The sequence below is a fragment of the Streptomyces violaceoruber genome (assembly GCF_033406955.1).
Lineage (GTDB): Bacteria > Actinomycetota > Actinomycetes > Streptomycetales > Streptomycetaceae > Streptomyces > Streptomyces violaceoruber.
In genome coordinates this window covers 65,257-88,564 of record NZ_CP137734.1, presented here as the reverse complement: position 1 = coordinate 88,564, position 23,308 = coordinate 65,257, and the positions used below count along the sequence as shown (strand labels likewise).

The 23,308-nt window shown below is 69.7% G+C and carries 22 protein-coding genes and 3 pseudogenes; 16 read left to right on the top strand and 9 right to left on the bottom strand.

Annotated features, from left to right (window positions below):
* Positions 1-111: 111 nt before the first annotated feature.
* The gene (locus R2E43_RS00530; protein WP_003971415.1) at positions 112-753 is read left to right on the top strand and encodes a hypothetical protein; all 642 of its coding nucleotides are present in this window, start codon (positions 112-114) and stop codon (positions 751-753) included.
* Between the two features lie 881 nt (positions 754-1,634).
* Positions 1,635-2,291, top strand: coding sequence for a hydrolase (locus tag R2E43_RS00525; protein ID WP_093457753.1), 657 nt, complete (start codon positions 1,635-1,637; stop codon positions 2,289-2,291).
* A 389-nt stretch (positions 2,292-2,680) separates the two neighbouring features.
* Here the strand turns inward: R2E43_RS00525 and R2E43_RS00520 are convergent, their stop codons facing one another.
* Positions 2,681-3,148: a MarR family winged helix-turn-helix transcriptional regulator gene (locus tag R2E43_RS00520; RefSeq protein WP_003971411.1), complete on the bottom strand. Its 468-nt coding sequence runs from the start codon at positions 3,146-3,148 to the stop codon at positions 2,681-2,683.
* Positions 3,149-3,299: 151 nt separating this feature from the next.
* Between R2E43_RS00520 and R2E43_RS00515 the strand changes: the two genes are divergently transcribed.
* The 4 genes from R2E43_RS00515 (at position 3,300) to R2E43_RS00500 (ending at position 6,136) form a co-directional block, all read left to right on the top strand.
* The gene (locus R2E43_RS00515; protein WP_011031863.1) at positions 3,300-3,608 is read left to right on the top strand and encodes a GNAT family N-acetyltransferase; all 309 of its coding nucleotides are present in this window, start codon (positions 3,300-3,302) and stop codon (positions 3,606-3,608) included.
* A gap of 106 nt (positions 3,609-3,714) precedes the next feature.
* Positions 3,715-4,710, top strand: coding sequence for a pirin family protein (locus tag R2E43_RS00510; RefSeq protein WP_332055780.1), 996 nt, complete (start codon positions 3,715-3,717; stop codon positions 4,708-4,710).
* Positions 4,711-4,744: 34 nt separating this feature from the next.
* Positions 4,745-5,083 (top strand): GNAT family N-acetyltransferase, encoded by a 339-nt coding sequence (locus R2E43_RS00505; RefSeq protein WP_332055779.1) that lies wholly within the window; start codon positions 4,745-4,747, stop codon positions 5,081-5,083.
* Between the two features lie 501 nt (positions 5,084-5,584).
* Positions 5,585-6,136, top strand: coding sequence for a YciI family protein (locus R2E43_RS00500; protein ID WP_011031866.1), 552 nt, complete (start codon positions 5,585-5,587; stop codon positions 6,134-6,136).
* A 75-nt stretch (positions 6,137-6,211) separates the two neighbouring features.
* Here the strand turns inward: R2E43_RS00500 and R2E43_RS00495 are convergent, their stop codons facing one another.
* Positions 6,212-6,487 carry a hypothetical protein gene (locus tag R2E43_RS00495; protein WP_332055778.1) on the bottom strand — a complete coding sequence of 92 codons (276 nt, stop codon included), beginning with the start codon at positions 6,485-6,487 and terminating at the stop codon, positions 6,212-6,214.
* A gap of 352 nt (positions 6,488-6,839) precedes the next feature.
* Here R2E43_RS00495 and R2E43_RS00490 point away from each other — a divergent pair, with 352 nt between their 5' ends.
* From R2E43_RS00490 to R2E43_RS00475, 4 genes are read left to right on the top strand one after another with little or no spacing between them, the layout of a single operon-like run.
* Positions 6,840-7,226 (top strand): hypothetical protein, encoded by a 387-nt coding sequence (locus tag R2E43_RS00490; protein ID WP_030873355.1) that lies wholly within the window; start codon positions 6,840-6,842, stop codon positions 7,224-7,226.
* A 13-nt stretch (positions 7,227-7,239) separates the two neighbouring features.
* The gene (gene tap, locus R2E43_RS00485) at positions 7,240-9,480 is read left to right on the top strand and encodes a telomere-associated protein Tap (RefSeq protein WP_332055777.1); all 2,241 of its coding nucleotides are present in this window, start codon (positions 7,240-7,242) and stop codon (positions 9,478-9,480) included.
* Between the two features lie 9 nt (positions 9,481-9,489).
* The gene (tpg, locus tag R2E43_RS00480) at positions 9,490-10,047 is read left to right on the top strand and encodes a telomere-protecting terminal protein Tpg (protein WP_003971403.1); all 558 of its coding nucleotides are present in this window, start codon (positions 9,490-9,492) and stop codon (positions 10,045-10,047) included.
* Positions 10,048-10,051: 4 nt separating this feature from the next.
* Entirely contained in the window at positions 10,052-10,303 is a 252-nt protein-coding gene (locus R2E43_RS00475; RefSeq protein WP_332055776.1) for a helix-turn-helix domain-containing protein, read from the top strand.
* A gap of 34 nt (positions 10,304-10,337) precedes the next feature.
* On the opposite strand, the gene R2E43_RS00470 is transcribed toward R2E43_RS00475, so the two are convergent.
* A complete protein-coding gene (locus R2E43_RS00470; RefSeq protein ID WP_332055775.1) occupies positions 10,338-12,449 on the bottom strand; it encodes an FUSC family protein in 2,112 nt (703 codons plus the stop codon).
* A 405-nt stretch (positions 12,450-12,854) separates the two neighbouring features.
* Between R2E43_RS00470 and R2E43_RS00465 the strand changes: the two genes are divergently transcribed.
* On the top strand, positions 12,855-12,992 hold the full coding sequence (locus R2E43_RS00465) for a hypothetical protein (protein ID WP_159025369.1): 138 nt from the start codon (positions 12,855-12,857) through the stop codon (positions 12,990-12,992).
* A 111-nt stretch (positions 12,993-13,103) separates the two neighbouring features.
* Here the strand turns inward: R2E43_RS00465 and R2E43_RS00460 are convergent, their stop codons facing one another.
* From R2E43_RS00460 to R2E43_RS00440, 5 genes and pseudogenes are all read right to left on the bottom strand, one after another.
* Complete coding sequence (locus R2E43_RS00460; protein ID WP_189284111.1) at positions 13,104-13,814, bottom strand: hypothetical protein; 711 nt, start codon at positions 13,812-13,814, stop codon at positions 13,104-13,106.
* A gap of 233 nt (positions 13,815-14,047) precedes the next feature.
* A complete protein-coding gene (locus R2E43_RS00455; protein ID WP_332055774.1) occupies positions 14,048-14,431 on the bottom strand; it encodes a RidA family protein in 384 nt (127 codons plus the stop codon).
* A 61-nt stretch (positions 14,432-14,492) separates the two neighbouring features.
* A pseudogene (locus R2E43_RS00450) lies at positions 14,493-15,110 on the bottom strand (carboxylesterase family protein); the annotation flags it as partial.
* 540 nt (positions 15,111-15,650) lie between these two features.
* A pseudogene (locus R2E43_RS00445) lies at positions 15,651-15,803 on the bottom strand (IS110 family transposase); the annotation flags it as partial.
* 633 nt (positions 15,804-16,436) lie between these two features.
* Positions 16,437-17,501: a bifunctional NAD(P)H-dependent oxidoreductase/GNAT family N-acetyltransferase gene (locus R2E43_RS00440; protein WP_332055773.1), complete on the bottom strand. Its 1,065-nt coding sequence runs from the start codon at positions 17,499-17,501 to the stop codon at positions 16,437-16,439.
* Between the two features lie 30 nt (positions 17,502-17,531).
* On the opposite strand from R2E43_RS00440, the gene R2E43_RS00435 reads away from it, so the two are divergent.
* The gene (locus R2E43_RS00435) at positions 17,532-18,008 is read left to right on the top strand and encodes a MarR family winged helix-turn-helix transcriptional regulator (protein ID WP_030873321.1); all 477 of its coding nucleotides are present in this window, start codon (positions 17,532-17,534) and stop codon (positions 18,006-18,008) included.
* A 361-nt stretch (positions 18,009-18,369) separates the two neighbouring features.
* Here the strand turns inward: R2E43_RS00435 and R2E43_RS00430 are convergent.
* Positions 18,370-18,483 (bottom strand): annotated as a pseudogene (locus R2E43_RS00430) (IS630 family transposase); the annotation flags it as partial.
* Between the two features lie 250 nt (positions 18,484-18,733).
* Between R2E43_RS00430 and R2E43_RS00425 the strand changes: the two are divergent.
* From R2E43_RS00425 to R2E43_RS00410, 4 genes are all read left to right on the top strand, one after another.
* A complete protein-coding gene (locus R2E43_RS00425) occupies positions 18,734-19,912 on the top strand; it encodes a PP2C family protein-serine/threonine phosphatase (protein ID WP_332055772.1) in 1,179 nt (392 codons plus the stop codon).
* Positions 19,913-20,155: 243 nt separating this feature from the next.
* On the top strand, positions 20,156-21,757 hold the full coding sequence (locus tag R2E43_RS00420) for a PP2C family protein-serine/threonine phosphatase (protein WP_332057096.1): 1,602 nt from the start codon (positions 20,156-20,158) through the stop codon (positions 21,755-21,757).
* Positions 21,754-22,848: a cobalamin B12-binding domain-containing protein gene (locus tag R2E43_RS00415; protein WP_332055771.1), complete on the top strand. Its 1,095-nt coding sequence runs from the start codon at positions 21,754-21,756 to the stop codon at positions 22,846-22,848. Before R2E43_RS00420 ends, R2E43_RS00415 begins: the two co-directional genes overlap by 4 nt.
* Complete coding sequence (locus R2E43_RS00410; RefSeq protein ID WP_003971387.1) at positions 22,845-23,258, top strand: STAS domain-containing protein; 414 nt, start codon at positions 22,845-22,847, stop codon at positions 23,256-23,258. Before R2E43_RS00415 ends, R2E43_RS00410 begins: the two co-directional genes overlap by 4 nt.
* The last annotated feature ends 50 nt before the right edge of the window (positions 23,259-23,308 follow it).

The window sequence follows — 23,308 nt, the reverse complement described above, 5'->3', positions numbered from 1 at the left end:
GCCGCGTGTGTCCGCCGATGCTCTTGGTGCCGCACCGACCAGGCCCGGGGCGACCCGGCGGGCCTCCCGCGGCACCCACGTTCCACGCTTCCGTCCACGGGGGGAACACCCATGTCCCTGCACCGCCCAGCAAGCGCGCTCCGCGCACTCACCGTCGCCGCCCTGGCGGCGGGCGCGGTCCTGACGGCACCGGCAGCCGACGCCGCTCCGAAGGAAGCCGCGCCCGCGCTGTCCGCCACGCCCGCGTTCCTGTCGGCGTCCCAGCTGCCGCCGCACCCGACGTCGTCCTGGACGGCCGGGCCGGTCACCGACGGCTTCCCGGACGAACTCGGCCTGTGCGTGAGCACGGAGGGTGTGCCCGGCCACGACTACCGGCACCGCCGGTTCTGGACCGACCTGGACGCCGGCGCCGTGCAGTTGACCGTCGTCGCGGGCACATCCGCCCAGGCCAAGGCACTTGCGCAGCACTACGACGACCTGATCCGCACCTGCGCCGACCGCATCGAGGAGTCCTCGCCCGACGTCGAGGCCGAGGGCCGCGACTACGGCACCCTGCCGGTCGAGGAGGGTGCCCGCGTCCGGGGCCTGCACACCGAGACGTCCTGGGGCGCCACCGACATCGCTCTGCTGTCGGTCGGACGGGACGGCAGGACCGTCACCGTCGTGAAGTGGGGACAGATGGGCGACTTCCGGGACGCGCCGGTGGCCGCCTTCAAGAAGACCACGCGCACGGCCGTCAACAAGCTGTACTGACCGGGCGGCCACGGGAAAGAGCTGGGGCCGTCCTCCCGCCACGGGGGTCGGGAGGACGGCCCCGTATCGATCGGCCGCCGGGGCGTGCGCTGCGTCGGACTCCCTGCACGGGCGGGCGTGTCGCCGACGGCTCAGGGTGCGGGGCAGTGGCCGGTGGCGCGGATCGGATCACCGACGCGGCTTCTCAGAGAGTGACCACGATCTTTCCGTGGACGCCGCGTCCTGCCTGCAGTTCTACGGCTTCCCGGATTCTTTCGACGGGGATTCGTCGCTTGCCCGTCAGGCTCGCGCTGAAGTGCGTGCCGGGGGCTCGGCCGTATAGAGGCCGGTCCGGATGGGCTTCGCCCCGCGGGGTCAAGGGCGGCGTGCGATCCAGGTGGTGCGAGTGGTGTGCACGCGCGGGTCGTCGCGGTGCGCGACGGCGTGCGGCTGCGTCTCGTCCAGCAGTGCGTCCCAGGAGGCCGGTCGTCCGCGTCCAGGGCGTCGGTGGCGTGGGAACGCAGCTTGGCCAGGAACCCCTGCGCGTAGGCGTTCACGGACGGCCCCGCCCGGGCGTGGTCGAGACGAATCCGGAAGGGCCGCTTCTCGACGGTGAACCCGGTCTCCGACCGAAGTCCGGGACCGGAAGCCGCCCTTGTCGCCGAGCGCCCGCCGGGGCCTCCAAGCGGGCTGTCCAGAGGAGCATGTCTGTCCGGTTCGTACGAGTGCCCGGGATCGACCGTGGTTGACCCGTCAACCAGCTGCCTCTAGCGTAGGTGACGCGTCAACCAAAAGGTGTGTGGCCACCGGCCCGGCCATCCCGTATGTGCCTTACTCGGGGCATCGAGATGTCGGTGTACTGCCGGAGACCCGCGGACGCTAAGTGCCCGAAGGGGAATCCTGTGAGTACTGGGGACAAGGCCGGACTCGGCGCGCTGCTGACGCCCGAGGAGAGTGTGCTCGCCCTCATCGACCACCAGCCGTTCCAGGTCGCCAACCTGCACAGCCACGAACCGACGATGGTCATCAACAACGCTGTCGGGCTTGCCAAGGCCGCCAAGGTGTTCGAGGTTCCGACCATTCTGACCACCGTCCTGGAGGAGCGCGGCGGCCTCATCCTTCCGGGGCTGCAGGAAGTGTTCCCGGAGCAGAAGCCGATCAACAGGACCTTCATCAACACCTGGCAGGACGAGCGTGTCGTGGACGCCGTCAAGGCGACGCGACGCAAGAAGCTGATCATTGCCGGCCTCTGGACGGAGATCTGTGTGGCCATGCCGGCGATACAGGCGGTGGGGGAGGGCTTCGAGGTCTTCGTCGTCACCGACGCGTCGGGCGGTGTCTCGAGGGAGGCCCACGACATGGCAGTGCAGCGCATGATCCAGGCCGGCGTGGTCCCGATCACCTGGATGGCCGTGCTGGGGGAGTGGCAGCGCGACTGGGCCCGCGAGAAGACCGTGGCGGGGGTTGCCGAGGTCCAGGCGCAGCACGGCGGCGCCAGCGGTGTGGCCTTCGCCTGGGAGATGCAGCTCCTGGCCACGACCGCCGGAAGCGAGGCCTGACAACTCCGCGGGGGCGGCCGAGCGGGCCGCCCTCGCGGAGTTCGTTCGGCAGGGCGGGCAAGTCCGCGCAGAGCTGCATGCACCAGCCGGACCGATCCGCCTTCGCGGTCGCGGCGATGCCGTCGAACACCTCCTGCGGCATGCCGTCATGACCGTGGCGGCTCACGCAGCGGACCATGCCTGTGCCGGGTCGTTCCGTGTCGGAATCCCGGCTTGACACACGCTGTCCACGACCTGGATTCGGCCGCCGTCCCCGGAGTCGGGTTCAGGATCGGGCACGATCGAGTCCGGGCCGGCGAGGCAGACCTCGTGGCCACGCGGCGTCCGCCGGCACTTGCTATCCGGGCGTCAGAGGTTGACGGGGCAATCATGCTGGCACGGGGTTCCGGTCAGTCCGGCTGCTTCTCCATGTGATCCAGCACGCGCTGGGAGAGTCGGCCCAGCGTGTTGAGCTGGTTGGGGGTGAGGGCGTCGACGAAGAGGCGGCGGACGTGCTCGACGTGCATCGGTGCGGCCTCCTCGATCGCCTCGTAGCCGGCCGGGGTGGCGACGATGAACGCGCCGCGTCCGTCGTCGGGGCACTCCTCCCTGGCCACGAGCCCGCGTTTGGCCATCCGTGTCACCTGGTGGGACATCCGGCTCTTCTCCCACTCGACGAGCTTGGCCAGATCCAGGAACCGCATCCGGCCGTTGCCCCTCTCGGTGAGGCTCACGAGTACGACGTAGTCGGCCGCCGACAGCCCGGAGTCGACCTGGACGCGTCGGGACAGTCGTCCGATGAGTTTCTCCTGCATACGGATGAAGCTGTCCCAGGCGGCCTTCTGTTCCGGGTCGAGCCAGCGCGGCTGTGCGTCCATGACGGCAGTCTAACGAAATCGTTGACAGCTCATCTATCCATGGCACCGAAGGTGCGACCCTCACCGCCGCTGCTCCTGCCGCGTGGTTAAGTTGATGCATCAACCTTGTGGAGTTAGGGTGACGCTCTGGCTCACGGGATCAGGAGGACACATGACGGTCGAAGTGGGCGACGTGCCCGAGGCGAAGCGCTACGAGGCCCGTGTCGACGGGGAATCCAAGGTGGCGGGCGTCGCGGAGTACATCCGTACGGCGGAACTCGTCGCGTTCGTGCACACCGAGGTCGAGGCGGAGTACGAGGGGGCGGGAGTCGGGTCCGCACTGGTCCGAACGGCCCTTGACGAGGCTCGCGCCGCGAATCTCCGGGTGCTGGCCACCTGTCCCTTCTTCGCGGGGTGGATCAGCCGCCATCCCGAGTACCAGGACCTGCTGTACCAGACCCGCAGCAAGGTCAGCGACTGAGGTCGCCGTGCCGCCGGGCAGCCGACCGTGCGTGGAGGCCCGGACCTGGCCGCCTCCATGGCATCAGAGTTGATGTGACAACTGGAATACTGAGGAGGTGCTCTCCGTGAACAGTCCGGAAGGCGATGTGGACGCTCTGCGCCGCGGTGTCGACCCGCTCGCCGAAGGCGACCGGCCGGCCGGTTCCCCCCGAGTCGGTGTCCTGTCGGCGCGTGAGGTTCCGCTCGGCGGCCCCCGTGCGATGCGTGTGCGTCGGACGCTGCCCCAGCGGGCGCGCACGCTCATCGGCGCCTGGTGCTTCGCCGATCACTACGGCCCGCTCGAGGTCGCCACGTCGGGCGGCATGGTCATGTCTCCGCATCCGCACACCGGTCTGCAGACGGTGAGTTGGCTGTTCGGCGGAGAGATCGAGCACCGCGACACCCTCGGCACCCACGCGTTGATCCGGCCCGGCGAGATGAACCTCATGACCGGTGGGCACGGTATCGCCCACTCGGAGGTCTCCACCCCGCGCACCACCGTCCTGCACGGCGTTCAGCTGTGGGTCGCTCTGCCGGAGGAACACCGCCACACCGCCCGGGACTTCCAGCACCACGTGCCCGCGGCGGTACAGGTGGACGGAGCTGAGGTGAGGGTCTTCCTCGGTTCGCTGGCGGGCCTGACCTCCCCGGTCCGGACCTTCACGCCGCTGCTCGGCGCCGAGATCGTCGTCGAACCCCGCGCGACGCTCACCCTCGGTGTGGACGCGGCCTTCGAGCACGGTCTCCTCGTGGACAGCGGGGACGTCCGCCTGAGCGACACCGTGCTGAGGTCGGCCGAACTCGGCTACGTCCCGCGGGGCGCGGAGACCCTGACGATGGTGAACGAGACCGACGCCCCGGCGCGGACCATCCTCCTCGGAGGGCCTCCCTTCGAAGAGGAGATCGTCATGTGGTGGAATTTCATAGGCCGCAGCCACGAGGACATCGTGAAGGCCCGAGAGGATTGGGAGGCCTCCACCGACCGCTTCGGCGTGGTCGAGGACTTCCCCGGCGGCCGTCTTCCCGCTCCGACCCTGCCGAACGCCGTGATCAGGCCGCGCCGGAACCCACCGACCCGCTGATGTCCCCATCGACCTCCCTGACGAAAGGCGCACCATGACCGAGTCCTCCGCCCCCGCAGTCGTCGAGCGGGCGGACGCCGATAGCCGGTACGAGATCCTGGTCGGCGGCCAACGCGCCGGTCTGACCGCATACCGTGATCTGGGCGCGCAGCGGGTCTTCTTCCACACGGAGATCGACGAGGCGTTCGCCGGCCAGGGGCTGGCCTCGCAACTGGTCCAGCAGGCGCTCGTCGACGTACGTGCGTCCGGGATGCGGATCGTTCCGGTCTGCCCCTACGTCGCCAAGTTCCTCAAGCGACACGACGAGTTCGCGGACATCACCGACCCGGTCACCCCTGAGGTCCTGCGGTGGCTGGAGGCGCAGCTCGGCTGAACGAGCGCTCTCCGGAGCGCCTGGGGGAATCCCGGCGGTAGGTGTCACGAGGCGGCTTCCAGCGCGGTCCCGGCAGCGACGGCAGGCAGCGGCACCTCGGCCGCCGGCCGGAACACGCCCCTGCCGCCTCGTACGGGTGCCCGTCGGACACCCCGAGGGCGCGGTGCCGGTCGCCGGGCCGACACCGTCCGGAATCCCTCACCAGCGACGTGACCGACGGCCCGGACGGGAGCACGTGCGCCCTCGGCGGCGGACTGGTCGACCTCCTCGCCGGCAAGCCGAACAGCGGCTTCACCCCTGATCCCTGACCCCTGCGAAGGGCGACCGACCCGGCAGCCATCGCACCGCCGTGGGCCCGGCCCACGTGGCCGGGTCCGGCCGTTGCGATGCGGGGCAGGGCTCAACCTCGCAGGGACTCCGCGCCGACCGGAGGAGGCCGTCGAGCAGCGAGCGCCATGAAATCCGCTCGACCTGCCCCTCTCCCACAAGAGATCTTTGGGCATGGAGTTCCTCTGCTACCACCGCGACCGGCCCGCCTCCCTGTCCCTGCGCTACGAGCTGGGGGAAGCGCACTGGTCGTACATGGACCAGTACGCGAAGGAGATGATCGCCCGGGGCCCGACTCTCGCCGACGACGGGGAGACGCTCACCGGAAGCGTGCACATCCTCGACCTGCCAGATCCCGCCGCTGCCCGCACATTCGCCTTCGACGAGCCGAACTACCAGGCCGGCGCCTACCGCGACGTGCTGCTACGACGGTGGCGCAACACGCTGGGGCGCACCATGTGGGAGTTCCCCGGCGGCCGGACCGGCGGCAACCGGTACCTGGTGCTCGGCCTCGGCGCCGGAGAGGCCGCCGACCTCGAAGTGCCGCCGGACCGGAACGAGCTGATCGCCTACGGACCGCTGCTGTCCGACGACGGCGCTACCTGGTTGGGCACGGCGGCGCTGGTCCGAGCGCCCGGCCCGGACACGGCACGCGCCATCCTGACCCCGGACCGGTACGCCGACATCGAGGTGCACAACTGGCAGTTCGGCGGGCGCCCGTCCTAGGTCAAGCCTCTCCCAACTCCTCCGGGGCGGGCGCGGAGGCTCTACGCTTGCCTGCGCGGCGTGTTTGCGGCCGGCTCAGCGGATCGTTGGAGCCGGCGGCGCGACCACTTCGCGCAGTTCGGCGGCGGCTTGGGCCATGACCTGAGCGAGGGTGGTGTCCGGCTCGGCCAGCCAGCGGGGCACGGCTCGCCGGTGGATCGCCAGTACCACGTCGATGATGAATCGTGCCTTGCCGGGCTCGACGCCGCGGCGCTCGGGCGCCGCAGGATGCGGTTCATGTGAAAGCAGCTCGCTGCCGCAGGGCTCGTCACCACACTGGCTGAGCTGCTCGACAGTACTCAGACTGGTCAACTATCGCTCTCTGTAAGTGGGCGGCGGGCGGGGTGTCATCGGCTGGGCGGCATCGGGTTCGTGGTGTGGGTGTGCTGGTAGGGGGCGTGGGGGTGGGGCCGTGGAGTCGTGGTGGTTGTCACGGGGTTCCCCAACGGGCCGGCCACTGCTGTGCCGGAGGTTGCTTCGGGGCTGCTCGGGTTTGACAGGGGGCGGATCACCACTGCGGCGGGCCTCTGCGGGCGGGGTCCGCTGCTGCCGCCGAGGCGGCCATGCCATCCATGTCCCGCATCCGCATCCGCATCCGCATCCGCCTCCGTGGAAGGAAACAACGGTTCGTTGTTTCCTTCCACGGAGGCGGTAGCATGCCGCCATGGCAGCTGAAGCTCATGGCCGGGCCCGCGCGCGGCTGTCCGCGGTTGCGGAGGATCCGGCCGGCGGATGGGACCCGGCGATCCGTCTGGCACAGGACGCTGCGCTGCTGGGGCGTCTGCTGGCGGCCGCCGCAGGCCAACGGCAGGACGGTGGGCAGTGTCCTGACGTGAGTGCTGACGAGGTGGCCGCTGGGCTGAGTCTCTTCGAGGTGATGCGCGTGGCGCTGGACCGGCTGGAGACACAGGTCGTCATCGAGGCCCGGCGCCGGGGTATGGACTGGCGGCAGATCGCCGGGCATCAGGGCCTGAATTCCTCCCAGGCGGCTTCCCAGCGCTACCAGCGGCTGGTGACCCGCCTGGAGGAGATCCGTCAGGGTGTCCGGTAGAGGAGCGCAGCAGATGACGGACCAGCCGCAGCCTTTGTTCGCCGCCGTCGACGCACTGCTCGCCGCCGTCGACGACGGCGGCGTACTGCCTGTCCCGGACGAGCGGGTCCGCCTGCGTGAGGCGGCCGGACTGACCCAGGCCGCCGTCGCACAGGCCCTCGGTGTGCGTGTAGCCAGCATCCAGGCATGGGAGACGGGCCGCGCCGAACCGAAAGCCGAACGCATCGAGGCCTACCGCAGACTCCTGGAGGGCCTGTCCCGGCGTTTCCCGGCGTCCGCCGTGCCGCCCGGCAGCAGTGAGGCCGCGCCGCGGCCGGACCCGGGCGCCCCCTCGCCGTCCGCACCTGCCGCCCCGCCGTCCGTACTTGCCGCCCCGCCGTCCGTACTTGCCGCCGTGCCTTCCGCATCGGCCGCCGCGCCGACGGCACCGTCCCGCCCGGCGGCGCCCGGCAGACAGCCGGCGGCCAGGCGTGCGGATGGGAACCAGAGCGCTGCCTCCCTCCGCACCACCGCGGCCGGTGGCACGGATCCGCGGTTCGAGAACGGCCCGTTGGCGGTCGTCGATGTCGAGGACGGGCAGGTACGGGCGTACTGCACGGGCGGCCTGGTCCTGGACGTGCCCGCCAAGAGCCTTGCGGCCCTGGTGGACTGGACCCTGGCGGAGGCGAAGCTCGGGCAGCCGAAGCTGTCCGGGCCGGGCAAGGACGCCGACCCGCTGCTCGTGCTCACCGAAGCCGCTCTGGACCGCTACGGCCTGCCCGTCACGCTCACGGACGAGGAGCGGCTCGCCGGCCGGATCCCGGAGGGTCACAAGGCCGTGAAGCAGCTCGCCCGCGCGCACTGGAAGCTGACCAAACGCGGCTTCGGCCCGTGGGCGCGGATCTACCGCCCGGCGCAGGGTTCGGAGCGGGCCTGCGTGCAGTTGTGCATCCCGTCCTGGCACGCGCTGGACACCCGGCACTGGGGCCACGCCGGGCAGCTCCCGCCGGCCGAACTCGCCCGCGTCCTGGGCGTGTACGCCTCAAGGGTGATGACCCCGCGCGGTTCGACCGCCGTCACCGGCCTGGAGCTGATGACCGCCCTGCACCCGCCGACCCGCGCCTCCCAGCCGGACGCGGCAGGCAGGCGGCACTCCGAGCGCAACCCCGGCAGTCTGGGCCAGGACCCGGTCGACTGCGCGCCCTGCGAGGCCCCTGACGGCCACCCGCTCCTGGCCGCCCTGCCGCGCTTCCACGTCCGAGGCCCGGCGGAGAAGCTGTTCGAGGAGGCCTACGACTGGGCCCGGCCCATGACCGACGACGAATGCATGCTGCGGTACCTGGTCGGCATCGACGTCAACATGGCCTTCGCCGCCGGCGCCAACGGTCTGACCGTGGGCTTGGGAGCGCCCACCCGCGTCGAGCGACCGGCGTTCGATGCGAAGCTGCCGGGCTCGTGGCTGGTGGACCTCTCCCACGTCGACCTGTCGCGGGTGAAGGTGGGCAAGGAGTGGGCGGAGCTGGACGCCTCGCTGTTGCCCAGCCCGTTCACGCCGAAGGGCGAGCGTCCCGAGGGCCCGGCCTGGTACGCGACGCCCACCGTCGCGTACGCGAAGGAACTCGGCTACGAGGTACGTCCGGTCGAGGCGTGGGTCCGGTACGAGAACGGCCGCTACCTGGACGGCTGGTACCAGCGGCTGCGGGATGCCTACCTCGCCACGATGTCCGACCTCGGCGTCGACGCCGACCGCACGCCGGACGACTTCCTCGCCGCGATGGACGGCTACAGGAGCCGTGACCCCGAGCTGGCGATCGTTGTCTCGGCGATGAAGGCGACGGTCAAGGGCGGTCTGGGCAAGCTGCGCGAGCGCCCCCGCGGCGAGGGCTGGAAGCCCGGGCAGCCGTGGCGCGCCCTGTCCCGGCCCACGTGGCGGCCGGACATCCGCGCGGCGGTCATCTCCCGCACACGGATCAACCTGCACCGCAAGATCGTCAAGCACGCGGCGTTCACGGGCCAGTACCCCATCGCGATCCTGTCCGACTGCGTCGTCTACGCGGCGGCCGGTCCCTCGCCGCTGGACTTCCTGCCCTACCGCGACGGCAAGCCGCTGCCCGGTGGTTTCAAACTGGGCGTCAACCCGGGCCTGGTCAAACATGAGGGCACGCAGAGCGTCCTGTGGGGTGAGGAGGTCCGCGAGCGGTTCGACGCCCCGGAGCTGAACCTCGCCCGGTACATCAAGGACGGCACCGTCACCGACGCCGACAGCGGAGAGTAGGAGCCGGCGATGAGCCTGTTCGGCAACGGCCTGGACGCCGCCGTGCAGAAGGCGTTCACCCGCCCCGCGCCCAAGAGCGCGGGCGCGCAGATGCGGTACCTGGTCAAGCAGCTCAAGGGCACCAAGGCGGTGGCCCAGATGCTGCGGGTCTCCCAGCGCACCGTCGAGCGCTACGTGAAGAACGAGATCAAGAGACCCCGTCCCGACCTCGCTGCCCGTCTGGAGCGCGAGGTGAAGGCCCGGTGGCAGCCGCAGGTCCGGGCCAGGGCCCGGCAGAAGGCGGCAACCACCGACGGCATCGTGATCGACACCCGCGCCCGCCTCGGCTACACCGCACCGATCGGGTCGACGGACCAGGACCGCATCCGGCACCTGACCGTCGCCCTGCCGCCGCAGTACGCAGGCCGCCTCTTCGACGCCCATCAAGCCGGTGCCACCGACCAGCAGCTCCAGGGCATCGCGGCCGAAGCACTCAAGGAGGTGTACTTCCAGGACGGAGGCCGCCGCGCCGGCTCCCTGGAGGAGGTCCGTTTCACGGACATCGAGCACCTGGAGTTCGACCTGTAGGACGGTGACGTTCCAGGCGGCGCGCGTCGCGAAGGCACGCGAGCTGCTTGAGCCGACCGATGAGCTGGTCGCCCAGATCTCCCGCAGCGTCGGTTACCTGCACGTGTCGAACCTCCGTCGGCTCTTCCGGCCCGCCACGGGCGTCACGCCGTCGGAGTACCGGAGCCGGTCCGGCAGCGCGGTGCGAGTCAGTCATCAGAAGGACCTGTCGACTGGTCAGTCGGCGAGGATCCGCCCCACTCCCAGCACCGTGTAGCCGATCTTCCGGCCGGTCCACAGGGGACACGGTCTCAGCCGGCCTGGGCCCTTCCGCACCGGTCTGCGGGGTCGGCGCAGCTCACGGCGGCAGCCTGGGCCGGGCCGTGCGGCAACTGGAGGTCCACTCTCTCGGAGGGGGCCACGGCGGTGCGGTCCAGGTCCGGTGCGAGTGGGTCCAATGCTCGTACGAGCGCGGTCAGGGTCGAGTCGAGGCGATCGATGTGCAGCAGCAGGCGGTACTCCAGCGACAGCCGGCTGCGGCACACGCGCTGCTCCTCCGAGAGCAGGGACAGCGTCGTGGTGACCTTGGGTCGTGCCACACGCGAGACGGTGCTCGGTCGATCGCCGGTGACGCGAATCAGGTGGGTGACGGTCTCGTGCGCGTGGTCGGCCGCGGCGGTGAGGCGCATGGCGTACTCCGGGACGTGGCCCGCCGGCAGACGCTCGGCCGTGGCTGCCAGGCTCCGTACGTGGTACGCGCCGACGTCGAGGAGTTCCAGTAGGTGGCGGGCGCGGTGACGGCGGCGGCGCTGCGGAGCGAACGGATGAGTGAGCGGCAGACTGGCTTTGCGGAAGGATTCCAGGGCCTGGTCGAGGTCGTGTGCCGCGTGGACCCGGCTCGTCGGGGTTTCCGTGCCCGGGCTTCCCGAGGCGACAGCCCGCAAGAGGTGGTCGAGGGCGCGCAGGAAGCCGGCCAGTGCGTCGTCGCCGGCGCGGCGGACCGTGGTGGGAAGGACGAGGACGGCGGCGAGAAGCCCGCAGGACACCCCCAGCGCGGTCTCCTGGACGCGCAGGAGCAGCACCTGCGTCGAGAAGGTGTCCGTCAGCGCGAGCAGCATGCTGAGCGTGCCGGTGATGAAGAACGTCACGGCCCAGTAGGCGTGCGACGGGGTGTAGAAAATCCCGAACATGCACAGCAGGAGCAGGCTCAGGAGGGCGGGGCCGTCTCCGTTGACCAGGGCGGCGAGGCCGTAGCCGAACACCACGCCGATGACGGTGCCCGCCAGCCGCCGGAGGCTCTGCAGCAGTACCTCGCCGGTGCTCTCGTTCTTGATGGACACGACCCATACGGCCGTGACGGCCCAGTACCACAGGTGCGGGGACAGGAGATGACCGGCCGTGATGGCGATGGCCGAGGCAGCCGTCACCTGAAACGCCTGGCGGGTGGCTCCCCGTTTCAGGCCTTCCTCGTCCGTGTCCCGGCGCGGGAGCGCTCCGAAGGTGGGTGAGGCGGGCTTGCGCGAAGCTGTCCGGCGTGCTCTCGGGCGGCCGCGTGGACCGAGAACCCGCAGGGCTTCGGCGAGTTCGTCGACCGCAGGGAAGCAGTCCAGCACGAATGCGGAGCCGGTCGGCCAGTTTGCCGAGTCGCCTTCGTACCCTTCCGCACACCGCTCGGCTCCGCGAGTGGTTCCCACGGTGGGTTGGTACCGGAGAGCCCGGATCCGCTGTGCGAGCCGTTGTCGCGCCGTCCGTTCCGCCGGATCGTTGCGGGCCGCCGGGGTGTGCATCGCACGGACCGCCAGTACGGCCAGGCGCTGCGCTGCCACTTCCACCCGACTGAGGTGCGGCCGCAAGGCCTCGGTGTCCTCGCCTGCGGCGCGCTCGTCGAGCAAGTTCTCGATCAGCAGTACGGACTCGTGCAGCCTGTCGAGGCGGTCCTGCAACGAGCGGCTCCGGGTGCCGACGTCCTGCCCGGTGGCGAGGACCATCGAGGCCGTGTCCCGCAGGACGTCGTGCAAACGCACGTCGAATGCGTGCCGTAGCCGCCTCAGAGCCCCAGGCCCTGTGACGGGGCCGACGCAGCACCACACGATCGTGACAGCGCCGAAAGCCACAAGTACCGATGCGCCGAGCCGCGGAAGCTGGTCTGCGCGGGCCGGGGCGAACTGGGACAGCAGGAAGGCCATGAAACCGAAGATCCCCAGGCCCAGTCCTCGTGGGCCGAACCGGCGGGCCTGAACCGCGAGGCAGATCAGCACCAGGAAGGTCAGTTTGGCCGCTGTCGGGTAGGGCGTAAGCGCGGTTCCGACGGCCAGACACGCGAGGGAGAGCGGAAGGCCGAGCCCGAGCGTGATCAGCTGGCTGCGCGGGTGCAGGTCACTGATGGCCAGAGAGGTCGTCATTGCGGTGAAGCCGCCGACCACCAGCGCCGTCTCGGGCGCACGCAGCGCTGTCAGCAGGGCGAGCGTCGCGGCGGTACCGAGCACGGCACGCATCGCGGAGGTCAGACGGATCAGCCCCGGGTCGAAGCCCGCGAACCGGTCCCACAACGATGTCGTCGTCCTTCCCGTCATGGTGATCTCCGTAGGTCCTTTCGCGTGTGCACGGCCGCGAGAGAGCCTTCAGGGTCTGACCGGCCATCGCCCGCATCACCAGTCTCGGCACGTGGGATTCCGTTCGGTATGCGTCAGGTGACTGCTTTGGGAAGCTCCACGCCTTGTGAACGTCCGTCCGTTCCGAACCAACCACGCCGTCGACGACGTGCAAGTGGCGTACAAGCTGGATCGCTCCGCGCGGCGTAGCGCCGTATCGCCGAGGCCCGTCCGCTGTTGAGCAGCGCCTTCGAAACCATCCGGTGCCTCGGCGCGCGGCCGTGGGGCGAGCGGGCACAGGCGGAACTGCGCGCTGCCAGCATCGAAGCGACCGACATCGTACCCAGCGCCTTCACCGAATTCAGCCCCCTGTAAGAGCTTTGCGCAGGTAGATCGCTCGCTCATGCGGATACAGGTACACTCCTCGGCCACCCCGGGACCCCTCAGGGCTCGGTCGATGCCGTACTCCGAGAACGGGTCGAATCGTCACAGACTGCATCTTCCGGCGGCGAGTGCCGTGATCGCGCACTCGGCGGCGTGCCGTGCCGCGAGTGCGGAAGGGATAGGTCCACAGTCATGGGAGGTGCGCCCGGTCGGTCCGTTCGTGATCCGCCACTGCCAAGCGATACGTGCGACTGAGGGGGGCGTGCGGTGCCAGACGGGCTGTGCGGCAGAGGGCGAGTGCTCCCCCTTCTGGAGCGCCACGTGGTGGATCACTCCGCCGATCACGGCCGAGGCCCGCCATCCGCCGTCGTGGGCGGTCCAGTCGAGGAGTGTGGGGGTGGACTCCGACGCTTCCAGGAGAACGTCGGCGAGGTCGGCCAGAGTCCGGTACAGCGCGGCACGAACGGCGTCGGTGTGCTGCCGTCCCCACCGGCACGGGGTCCGTTCGGCGAGTTCGTCCACGATGGCCTGCGCAGCGAGTACGTCGAGAGGGTCGGGCTGTGCGAGGCGTTCCCCCGCCAGGGTTGCGGTAGCGCCCCATGCCAGTTCGTCGAGGGTCATGGCGGTGTCGCGAGCCAGCGTCCAGAGGTCGGCGGGACCCAGGTCGTCGACCGTCTGCTGGATGCAGCGGGCGGTGGCGTCCGAGGCGGACGGTACGTCGGCGTTCAGGAGGCCGGCGCGTACTTCGGTGGCCGCACTCACGTCGCCCGGTTGCAGTGAGCCCACCGGCAGCGAGGCCACTGCGTGGAGCACGTGCTCGTGGACGCATCGTGACAGATGGCCTCCGGCGGGTGGCGAGGGGCGTCCTGACAGGGAACAGAGGGCGTCCAGCAGGTCTGCCGGCACCACTCTCAGGTTGGTGCACGTCTTCGACAAACGGCCATCCATCCTGTCCTCCCCCTTCTCGCTCTCTGGGATGGCTGGCCGGTCCGGCGCGGTCCGGTCTCCCGTTGCACCGCATCGGACCGGCCAGTTCTGTGGCTGTGTCAGTCGTCCAGCACGGCCAGGGCGTCGATCTCCACGAGGAGACCCGGCGGGAGCTGCATGTAGACCGTGGTGCGGGCGGGGAAGGGCTCGCCGACCGCAGTCGCGTAGGCGTCGTTCAGCTCGGGCAGGTGGGCGGGGTCGGTGAGGTAGACGCGGAGCATGACGACGTCCTCCAGGCCCGCTCCGCCTGCCTCGAGGACGGCGGTGACGTTGCGCAGGACCTGTGCGGTCTGCTCGGCGACGGTGGTTCCGACGACCGCGCCGGTGTACGGGTCGATGGGGAGCTGTCCGGAGATCTGCAGGACGGGGCCCTTGCGGATGCCCTGGGACAGGGGGGCCGGCAGGGAGGGGGCGTTGTCGGTGGTGATGACGGATCTGGTCACGGTGTTCCTTGAAGTGGTGGTGTTCCGTGGAGGGGCTGGGCAGGCGAAGCCGGTATGGGCTTCAGCTCCACACCTCTCGTTCCTTGCTGCGGGGGTCGTCGATCTGGCTCCATTCGGCGTCGATGCGCATGGTGGCCCGGCGGTCGGTGTCGTAGGGGTCCCAGCCGGGGTCGCCGGTCCGGGCGAACCGGATCCAGGTCGCGTGGACGCGGGCGGCGAGGTCGGCGGGGGCCTGCTCCGGGCCGAGCAGGGCGGCGGGGCCGTTGAGTTCGGGCCGGTCCGCGAGGTCGAAGACGAAGGGCAGTTCGACCGCGTGGGTGGCGCCGAGTTGTCCGTCCAGGGCGCGGGAGCGCCAGGCGAACTCGTAGGCGTAGGTGGCGGTCCGCGGGTGGGTGGTATGGGCGCTCGCCAGCGCGCGGCTGCCCGCGCCGAAGAGGGCGTCGGCCATGACGGCGGAGCGCAGTTCCGCGAAGGTGGCCTCGGGGCGTGACGTGCGGTAGGCCGCTACGAGCTGTGCCGGGTCGGGGTGTGCGCGTGCGGCGGCCTCGTCGACGTCGGCGGCGGTGGAGGTGGCGTACTTGCCCACCGGGACCAGGTAGAGGTTGCCCTCTTCGGTGTTGGTGCCGACGAGGAGGTCGACGTCGGCGGCGCGGCCGGCGGCGACGGGAAATGCGGGACGAGCCAGCCGGAACCGGACTCCCAGACTTCCTTCGAGCTTTCCGGGAAGAACATGTCGGACGTCATGCCGACGGAACCGGAGTATTCCCATACCCGAGTGATGGAGACATTTCCGAGCGTGATTTGTTGCATAGGATTTCCTTGAAATTCGGGGGATCGATTCAACCGTACGAGCGGCCCGGTGGGTGCGGTATCCGTCACGTGACTGCACCTGCGCGTACGGTCTGAGCACGGGACTTCCCTCTTGCGGGCAGGCAAGGGGACACCTGTTAAGCGTTCCAATACCTCTTCAACGGGCACATGGCGACCTCGCTGCGTTCACGAGGCCGGAGCCGGGTCCGTTTCGCGCCGCTTGCCGGTCATGCCGGGTGGCCGTCCCGAGTTTCACGTCGGCGGCTTCGACGGTCCGCCGAGACCTCTTACAGCGCCTCACGAAATGGGCGCTTGGTGTCTGCGGTTACAGATGTCCCGCCTCGCCGTCGGCGATGAACCGTGTCAGGGAGTGCTCCAGCATCTCCAGGAACTGCCGTAGGTCATCGGCTACCTTGTCGAACACGGCCCACAGTTCCGGTTCGCTGTTGGGCAGCGGCTTGTCGAGGACCTTTTTCCCGGCCGGGGTGAGCCCGTGGCCGTGGTGGGCGGCCTTGCCGACGTCCAGGCCAAGGAACACACCCACGTCGTCGATCTCGAACATCGTGCCCTTCCCGGGGTGTTGACGGTCCCGGCCTCGGCCGGGGTGTCGTGCTCGCGCATCCACCCCATGCAGACCTGCCGCCCGCGAACCGTTCGGCGTTGCGCCGGACCGGACGGTGGCCGGCCCTCTGATCAGCGCCTCCGAGGAACCCCCCGCCCGGAAAACATAACGGGGGCTGCGCCGCGCCCTTGTACAGCGACAGCAGCTCCAGGCCTATGGGCGCTTCCAGCAAGCCGAAGGGGCGTTTGCGGAGATCGGGTCGGTCGTCGGCCTCGGAGCCGGGGGAGCCGGAATCCGGTCTCGTGCGGACGCCGACCGTGGCCTCGTTCCGGAAGGCGGCGGCCTCGTCCTCCTCGTTGAAGAAGGCAAGGCGGAACACGTCGAAGCATTTCAGACCGCTTCGAGGCGGGCGAGGTCTTCGCTTTCGGCAGCAACGGCTCGTTTAGTGATCACAGTTCGTCCGACGCGATCCACGGTTGTGGCTGACGGCCTTCCATGCCCAGACATACGAGCGCGGGAGGCCGACTGGCCCACGATAAGCAGCCTTTGTCGGGGCCGGTCATTCGCCCGTCACCGCCCGTTGATGTTCGAAGCGCGGGGGTTGAAACCGTGCGGATGCGGGCCCCGAAGTGCTCAAGAAGGGACGGTTTTGGCGAGGTGCACCACACCGGCGTCCGCTTCCACGCGAAGCGGGGCGTACCCCTGACTCTCGTAAAGGGCGAGGTTCCGGCTGCTGGCGGCGCCGGTGGACAGGACGATGCGCCGGCAACCCTCCCCGGCTGACTCGGCCATGCGGAGCAGCCATCGGCCCAGACCGACTCCACGCAGGTCGGGGACGACGGCGAGCCGCCCGATGCGCAGCTCGGCGCCGCTGCGACGCGTCCGCACCATCCCGAGAAGCCGACCGTCCTGCCACAGGCCCGTTGCATGCCAGTCGGTCAGCCAGGCGCGCACCTGGTGGGGCGACTCGTGCAGGGCCGGTATCGCGAGGGTGCTGTTGGCGACCGCCTCCTCGGCCCAGCAGCAGCGCTGCAGCACCGTTACCTCCGGGGCGTCATCCGGGGTGAGGCGCCGTGCGTACGAGCCTGCGACGGGCCCTGCCACCGCGCTCACGCGCTCACGCTCGCGAAGCGGGGTCAGGGCGTGAGCGACCCGCACCAGTTCCGCAAGCAGCCCCTCGGCGGCGTCACTTAGGGACGCTCGAGGCTGGAAGCGGTCTTCTCGCATAGCGTCCGTGATCTGGATCGCGACGGTCGAGCCCAGGGGGACGAGGCGAAGAGTAGTCATCACCTGTTTGGCGTGCTGGACCGCCCGGGTGCCGGCCGAGGTGTTGCCGTAGCTGACGAAACCGACCGGCTTCCAGGCCCACTCGGGGCCAAGGTAGTCGAGCGCGTTCTTCAGGGTCGCGGGCATCCCGTAGTTGTACTCCGGCGTCACGACGACGAAGCCGTCGGCCTCGTCGACGATCGCGCTCCAACGGCGCGTGTGCTCGTGCCGGTAGACGCCGGTCGAGGGGTGCTCCTCCTCATCCAGAAAGGGCAGTCGCAGATCACCGAGGGCCAGCGGCACCAGGGCCGCATCCAGCGTGAGGGCGGTAGGTGCGAGCGTCTCGGTCAGCCACTTGCCGACTGCCGGGCCGAGCGCGCCGGGACGAGTACTGCAGATCAGTACGAGAACGCGCGTCCTTTTCGTTGACATGGAAATGAAGCTAGCTGGTAAGTTGATTACATGTCAACGAAGAGGTCGGATACTGCTGCTCGCTGGCTCGGTCCGGAAGAGGAGCACGCCTGGAGGGCATACCGCCGCATGGTGACCGTCGTGCAGGCCCGCACCGCACAGGACCTGGCCGAACTCGGTTTGTCCGAACCCGACTACGAGGTACTCAGCACCCTGTCCGAGCGCTCCGACGGCAGTGGCACCCTGCGTGAGCAGGCAGCCAAGATGGAGTGGTCCCGAAGCCGCTTGTCCCGCCACGCCACTCGCATGGAGGCGCGTGGGCTCATCCGCCGTGCGCCGGACCCGGATGACGGCAGAGGTTGTCTGCTGGTTCTCACCGAGATGGGACTGGGTACTCTCCGGCAAGCCGCTCCTACTCATGTCGCGTCAGTGCGGCGCCACTTCGTCGACCAGCTCGACCCCCAAGAGCTCGCAGTTCTCGGCCGTATCGCCGCCAAACTTGCCGGCGAGCCGGAGGATTCCCTGTAGGCCCCCGGGTTGCGGGTCCACCCCGTTCGTCAGCCGCAAGCCGTGGCCGTCCGCAGCCGGCAGACGACCTCCTGCGGTTCCTTGTCCGCGGCGTCTCATTTGCCGCGAACCGGTACGCCTGCTACGTCGACCGAGGCGTACCGGAGTGCGCCGAGCACGTCGCCGAGATTGCCGTCGCCGAATCCACCCGGCTGGAAGGTGGTTTGCGCGATCGGGGGGCGCTCCGTCAGGTCGTCCTGTCCCGCCGATGAGGGCGAGTTGTCCGCACGCCGCGGACGAACATCGCCGCGAGTGCATGCACCGCGCCCGACGGCGCAGTCATCGCCGCCACGGACCCGGGCCGGTGGGCCGGCCAGGCGGCACGCGTCGTCGCGGGGCGCCGTTCGGGACGATCAGCAGGCGCGCAGCATGACCCGCCCTGGGAGCGGATGCCGAGCGGCCCGAACGCGTCGAACGCGAACACCCGGTCCGAGCGGCGGGGCCGAGGGTAGACCGTGCCCGGCACGGCTCGGCCGCACTTGGCTGAGCGTTTCACCTGGGCCGGCTCATCGGCTGCAACGCTCGAACGGCGGTGCGTGACCGCAGGTACGTCCACGGAGCGCGAGGTGCTGGCGAGGCGAGAGGCCGCGCGCATGTCGTGGTCCTGGACGGGCATCCGTGGTTCTTGACTGGTCGATACCGACAGTCGCTTTCATGGAGTTCGCGAAGGAAGTAGGTCTGTACCGGTGGAGAGACCCAGCGCGGTCGAGCGCTCTCTGCGTGAAGCCGCGCCCCATGAGATCTTCGATGTGCTGCGCTCCGCTGTCGAGCATCGCCATCGGGCCAGGGCGGTGGATCTGTTGTTGGCCGACTACGCCATGACGAGGCTGCAGCCCGTCGGGGTGCTACCGCACACCTGCGCTCCGGTGTCCATCCATGACAGTGCTCCGGGTCGTGCGTTCGGCGCTCAGGAACCGCACTGTGTGTACGACCGGTCGGCGTCCGAGGTGACGGTGCACCTGCCGGTCAGCGTCCGCGGCGACCGCCTGGGCATCCTCAGTGTGACGTTGCCGGAGAGTGACGGACCGGCCCCGGACGTGCTGGAGGACCTGCAGGGGTGTGCCGATGCGCTGGCACATGAGGTGGTGGTCGCGGAGCGGGACACGGATCTCTTCCTGCGGGAGCGACGGGTGGAGCGGCTGACGCTGGCTGCCGAGATGCAGTGGCAGTTGCTGCCCGGGCGCTCGTGTTCCCGGCCGGAGTACAGCCTGGGCGCCCAACTGGAGCCCGCCTACGCCATTTTCGGTGATTCCTTCGACTGGTCGGCTTCGGCCGATGACCTGTACGTGACCGTGAGCAACGGCATGGGAGAGGGCATCGACGCCGCCTTGTTGACGAATCTCGCCGTCAACGCGCTGCGCAACGCCCGCCGTGCCGGGCTGAGCCTGAGCGATCAGGCGTGCCTGGCGGATCAGGCGGTGTACGGGCAGTACAAGGGAAGTCGGTACCTTTCGACGCTGTTGTTCCGCTTCCACCTGCCGACCGGGCACGTGGAGATCGTTGACGCGGGCTCCCCGAAGGTCTGGCGGGTGCGCCGGGGGGTGGTCGAGACGATCGAGATGGAGGAGCAGATGCCGCTGGGCATGTTCGAGGACACCGAATACGTGCCGCAGCACTTCCAGGTCGAGCCGGGGGACCGCCTGCTGTTCATCAGCGACGGCGTCTATGACGCGCTGTCCCCGGGCGGTGAGAGGTACAGCGTCCGGGCACTTGCCGCCTCGATCAACAACACCCGCTTGCTGCCCGCCGCGCAGGTGCCGAGGGTGATGCTGCAGGAGCTGTTGGGACATCGCGGTGCCACTCCGGCGGCCGACGACTCTTTGGTGCTGTGCCTGGACTGGCACGGTCCTTCCGCTCGCCGCTGACCCTCAAACACCGGTCACATAGTCCTCGTGTGTAGGTTTTGTGCCTTCTTCGTGAGGAGTCCGAGGGAGGGATGGGGTGGGTTGCCAAGCAGGGGTGACAGGGGAGACTGTTGCCTCTAGGCAATCGTCTAGTTGATGAGGTGAGGGGTTCGCCCAGCGAATCCTCAACATTTGGTTTCGAATCAAGCGCAGACCGTTTCGGACGCGGGGCCGGACCAGCCGTGGGGCCGGTCCCCGTACCCGGTGCTGGTCGCTGACGTCCGCGGCACCGTGGTGCGGTGCAATGACGCAGCAGGCCTTCTCCTGCCCGCGGCAGTGCCGGGAGCTCTCCTGGCGGACGTGGCCCCCGCCTGGCTCGCTGCCGCGCACACCACGCTGAGCTACGACGGACCGCACGCCGTCGTCCCCCACGCCGTCGTCCCGGACGACGGAGGACCGCTGCGCGGAGACTTCGACGGACGGCGTTTCGAGGCCCACCCCAGCGTGCGCGGCGACGGCTCGGTGGCGTGGTGGCTGGTGGATGACACCGATCACCAGCTTGCCCGGGAAGCCTTGCACATGGAGCAGGAACGCAGTGCGTTCCTCGCGAAGGCGTCCAGCGCCCTGCTTTCCTCGCTCAACCTGGAACGTTGCATGGACGTGAGCGCGCAGTTGGCCGCCGATTCTCTCGCGGACGCGGCACTGACCGTCGCGCCGGCGCGCGGGAGGCGGCTGCCGGTGGTGACGTGCCTGCGCGGCGGCGTGCCCGCTTCGTCCACCGTGAAGGTCGACCCTGACGACGTACCGGGGCTCGGCGAGGCACTGCGCGGATTCCCGCCCGTGCCCTCGCGGTGGATCGACCCGGCCCACGCTCCCGAATGGATGCTGCCCGACGGGTTCGGGCCGGTCGGCTCGATAGTGATCACTCCGTTGCCCGGTCATGGTGTGCCCGCAGGAGCGCTCATTCTGCTGCGCAAGGCGAAGACCGCGAGTTTCAGCGACGAGGAGGAAGTCTTCGCCCGGCTCTTCGCCGCCCGTGCCGGAGCGGCGATGTCGGCCGCCCGCCTGTACGCGGAACAGACCGCGATCACCAATGTGCTGATGCGCGAACTCATGCCTCCGGTCCTGCATCAGATCTCCGGAGTGGACTTCGCCGGCCGCTACCGGCCCTCTGCGGACCACGAGCGCATCGGGGGTGACTTCTACGACGTGCACCCCGCGGCCGTTGAGGGTGAAGCGTCCCTGGTCTCGCTCGGGGACGTGTGCGGCAAGGGCTTGGAGGCCGCCGTATTGACGGGCAAGATCCGCAACACCCTGCACGCCCTGCTGCCCCTGTCCAACGATCACCACCGGATGCTCGGCCTGCTGAACACCGCGCTGCTCAGCTCTCACCACACACGCTTCGCCACCCTGGTGTTGGCCTCCGCAGTACGCCGGGAGAACAGGGTGGACCTCAAACTCACCAGCGGCGGCCACCCCAGGCCGCTGATCGTCCGTGCGGACGGCACCGTCGAGGAGGCCGACACCCACGGCACCCTGATCGGAGCGCTCCCTCACATCTCTTCCACCACCGTCAGCGCCTCTCTCGCGCCCGGAGAGTCCTGCGTCCTCTACACCGACGGGATCACCGAGGCCAGGGGCGGACCGCTGGGAGAGGATATGTTCGGCGAGGAACGCCTCAAGCGCACCCTTTCCGGGTGCGCGGGCATGCCCGCCGAGGGGATCGTGGATCACGTGCAGATGCTGGCCGCCCAGTGGCTGGGCAACCGTCCCCACGACGACATGGCCGTCGTGGTGATCTCCGCTCCCCGCACCCACCACCTGAGCGCGGTGAACGGGCACACCCGGGGCAGGTTCACCGCATGAGCACGAGCACCCCACCCCACATCCCGCACGCCCGTGACGTGCAGCGGGCGGCCGATCAGCTGTGGCACGCCGTCACGGGCGGGGATGAGTACGCGGCCACCGAAGTCGTCCTGCGCATACTCGACGAGGGGGCCGCCCCGGAGAGCGTCCTGCTCGATGTGATCGCCCCGGTCCAGGGCCGCGTCGGCGAGGAATGGGCAGCCAACCGGATCAGCGTCGCCCAGGAACACGCGGCGACCGCCATCAACGAGCGGGCCGTCGCCGCCGTGAGCGTGCACCCCGTCGTCCGCACGACAGCCACCCGTGGCCGGATCGCGGTGGCCTGCGTGGACGGCGAATGGCACGCCCTGCCCGCCCGCCTGCTCGCAGAGGTCCTGAAACTGCGCGGCTGGCAGGTCGACTACTTCGGCGCTCAGGTCCCCACTGCGCACCTCATCGCCCACCTCCACAACGCCCGGACTGACGCGGTCGCCCTGTCCAGCTCAATCGCCACCCGACTGCCCACCGCACACGCCGCGATCACCGCCTGCCAGGCCGTCGGCGTACCCGTCCTCGTCGGCGGCGCCGCTTTCGGGCCCGGCGGCCGCTACGCAGTGCTGCTGGGTGCCGACGCCTGGGCCGCGAACGCCCGCGCCGCCGCTGACCGCCTCGCCCAGAGCCCGCTGCCCCGCCCGCAGCCCGATCACCAGCAGTTCGATGACCTGCCGCACCTGGCGGACCAGGAATACACCCTGGTCACCCGCAACAGCGTCACGCTCGTTCGGACCGTCTTCAGCGCGCTTGAGGACGCCTTCCCCACGATGCGCTCCTACAGCAGTGACCAGCGTGAACGCACTGCGGAAGACCTTGCCCACATGGTGGAGTTCCTCGCTACGGCCCTCTACCTCGACGACGAGGAGCTCTTCACCGGGTTCCTCACATGGACCGCACAGATCCTCGAAGCACGAGATGTCTCCGCTCGCAGCCTGCCCCCGGCACTGAAGCTTCTGGCCCGGGAACTCCAGGACTTCCCCAGGGCCGTCCGCATCCTCAAGGCGGCGACGTGCGCTCTCACCACCGCCCCCTCTACCGTCGCCGGGACCACCGCATGACCACACGCCCCGACCACCACCTTCAACCGACCACGGTCGACAGCCAGGACAGCCTCCGCATAGAAGTCCGCGGAGACCTCGACTACGCCAGCGCCGACCTTCTCGTGGCGGAGGTCACCGCCGGGCTTTCGGGCCAACCCGCTCTGACCGACCTGCATCTGTCCTGCGCGGGCCTCGGCGCGGTCGACTCCATGGGCCTGTCCGCACTGCTGATGATCGGCCGCCGCACCACGGCGGCAGGCGTGCGTCTGCACCTCGACGACAGACCTGCCAACCTGAACCGGCTTCTGGAACTCACCGGGACCCTTGAACACCTCACGGCTCCTTCGCCCGTCGGTGCCGAGGAGACCCCGGGGACCGGGGACAGCACTGTGAAGGCCCGGCCCACCGGGCAGGACGCAAACACCTGAGCCACTGCCCTGCCGCGCAGCCGGCGCAAGCGCCCACCGACAGGAAGATC

What these genes read in the sequence shown, in the direction of transcription:
- R2E43_RS00500 (WP_011031866.1), top strand. Translation starts at nt 5,585, where the DNA reads ATGGAGTTCCTCTGCTACCACCGCGACCGGCCCGCCTCCCTGTCCCTG.
- R2E43_RS00530 (WP_003971415.1), top strand. Translation starts at nt 112, where the DNA reads ATGTCCCTGCACCGCCCAGCAAGCGCGCTCCGCGCACTCACCGTCGCC.
- tpg (WP_003971403.1), top strand. Translation starts at nt 9,490, where the DNA reads ATGAGCCTGTTCGGCAACGGCCTGGACGCCGCCGTGCAGAAGGCGTTC.
- tap (WP_332055777.1), top strand. Translation starts at nt 7,240, where the DNA reads ATGACGGACCAGCCGCAGCCTTTGTTCGCCGCCGTCGACGCACTGCTC.
- R2E43_RS00435 (WP_030873321.1), top strand. Translation starts at nt 17,532, where the DNA reads ATGTCAACGAAGAGGTCGGATACTGCTGCTCGCTGGCTCGGTCCGGAA.
- R2E43_RS00515 (WP_011031863.1), top strand. Translation starts at nt 3,300, where the DNA reads ATGACGGTCGAAGTGGGCGACGTGCCCGAGGCGAAGCGCTACGAGGCC.
- R2E43_RS00490 (WP_030873355.1), top strand. Translation starts at nt 6,840, where the DNA reads ATGGCAGCTGAAGCTCATGGCCGGGCCCGCGCGCGGCTGTCCGCGGTT.
- R2E43_RS00505 (WP_332055779.1), top strand. Translation starts at nt 4,745, where the DNA reads ATGACCGAGTCCTCCGCCCCCGCAGTCGTCGAGCGGGCGGACGCCGAT.
- R2E43_RS00440 (WP_332055773.1), bottom strand. Translation starts at nt 17,501, where the DNA reads ATGTCAACGAAAAGGACGCGCGTTCTCGTACTGATCTGCAGTACTCGT.
- R2E43_RS00520 (WP_003971411.1), bottom strand. Translation starts at nt 3,148, where the DNA reads ATGGACGCACAGCCGCGCTGGCTCGACCCGGAACAGAAGGCCGCCTGG.
- R2E43_RS00415 (WP_332055771.1), top strand. Translation starts at nt 21,754, where the DNA reads ATGAGCACGAGCACCCCACCCCACATCCCGCACGCCCGTGACGTGCAG.
- R2E43_RS00410 (WP_003971387.1), top strand. Translation starts at nt 22,845, where the DNA reads ATGACCACACGCCCCGACCACCACCTTCAACCGACCACGGTCGACAGC.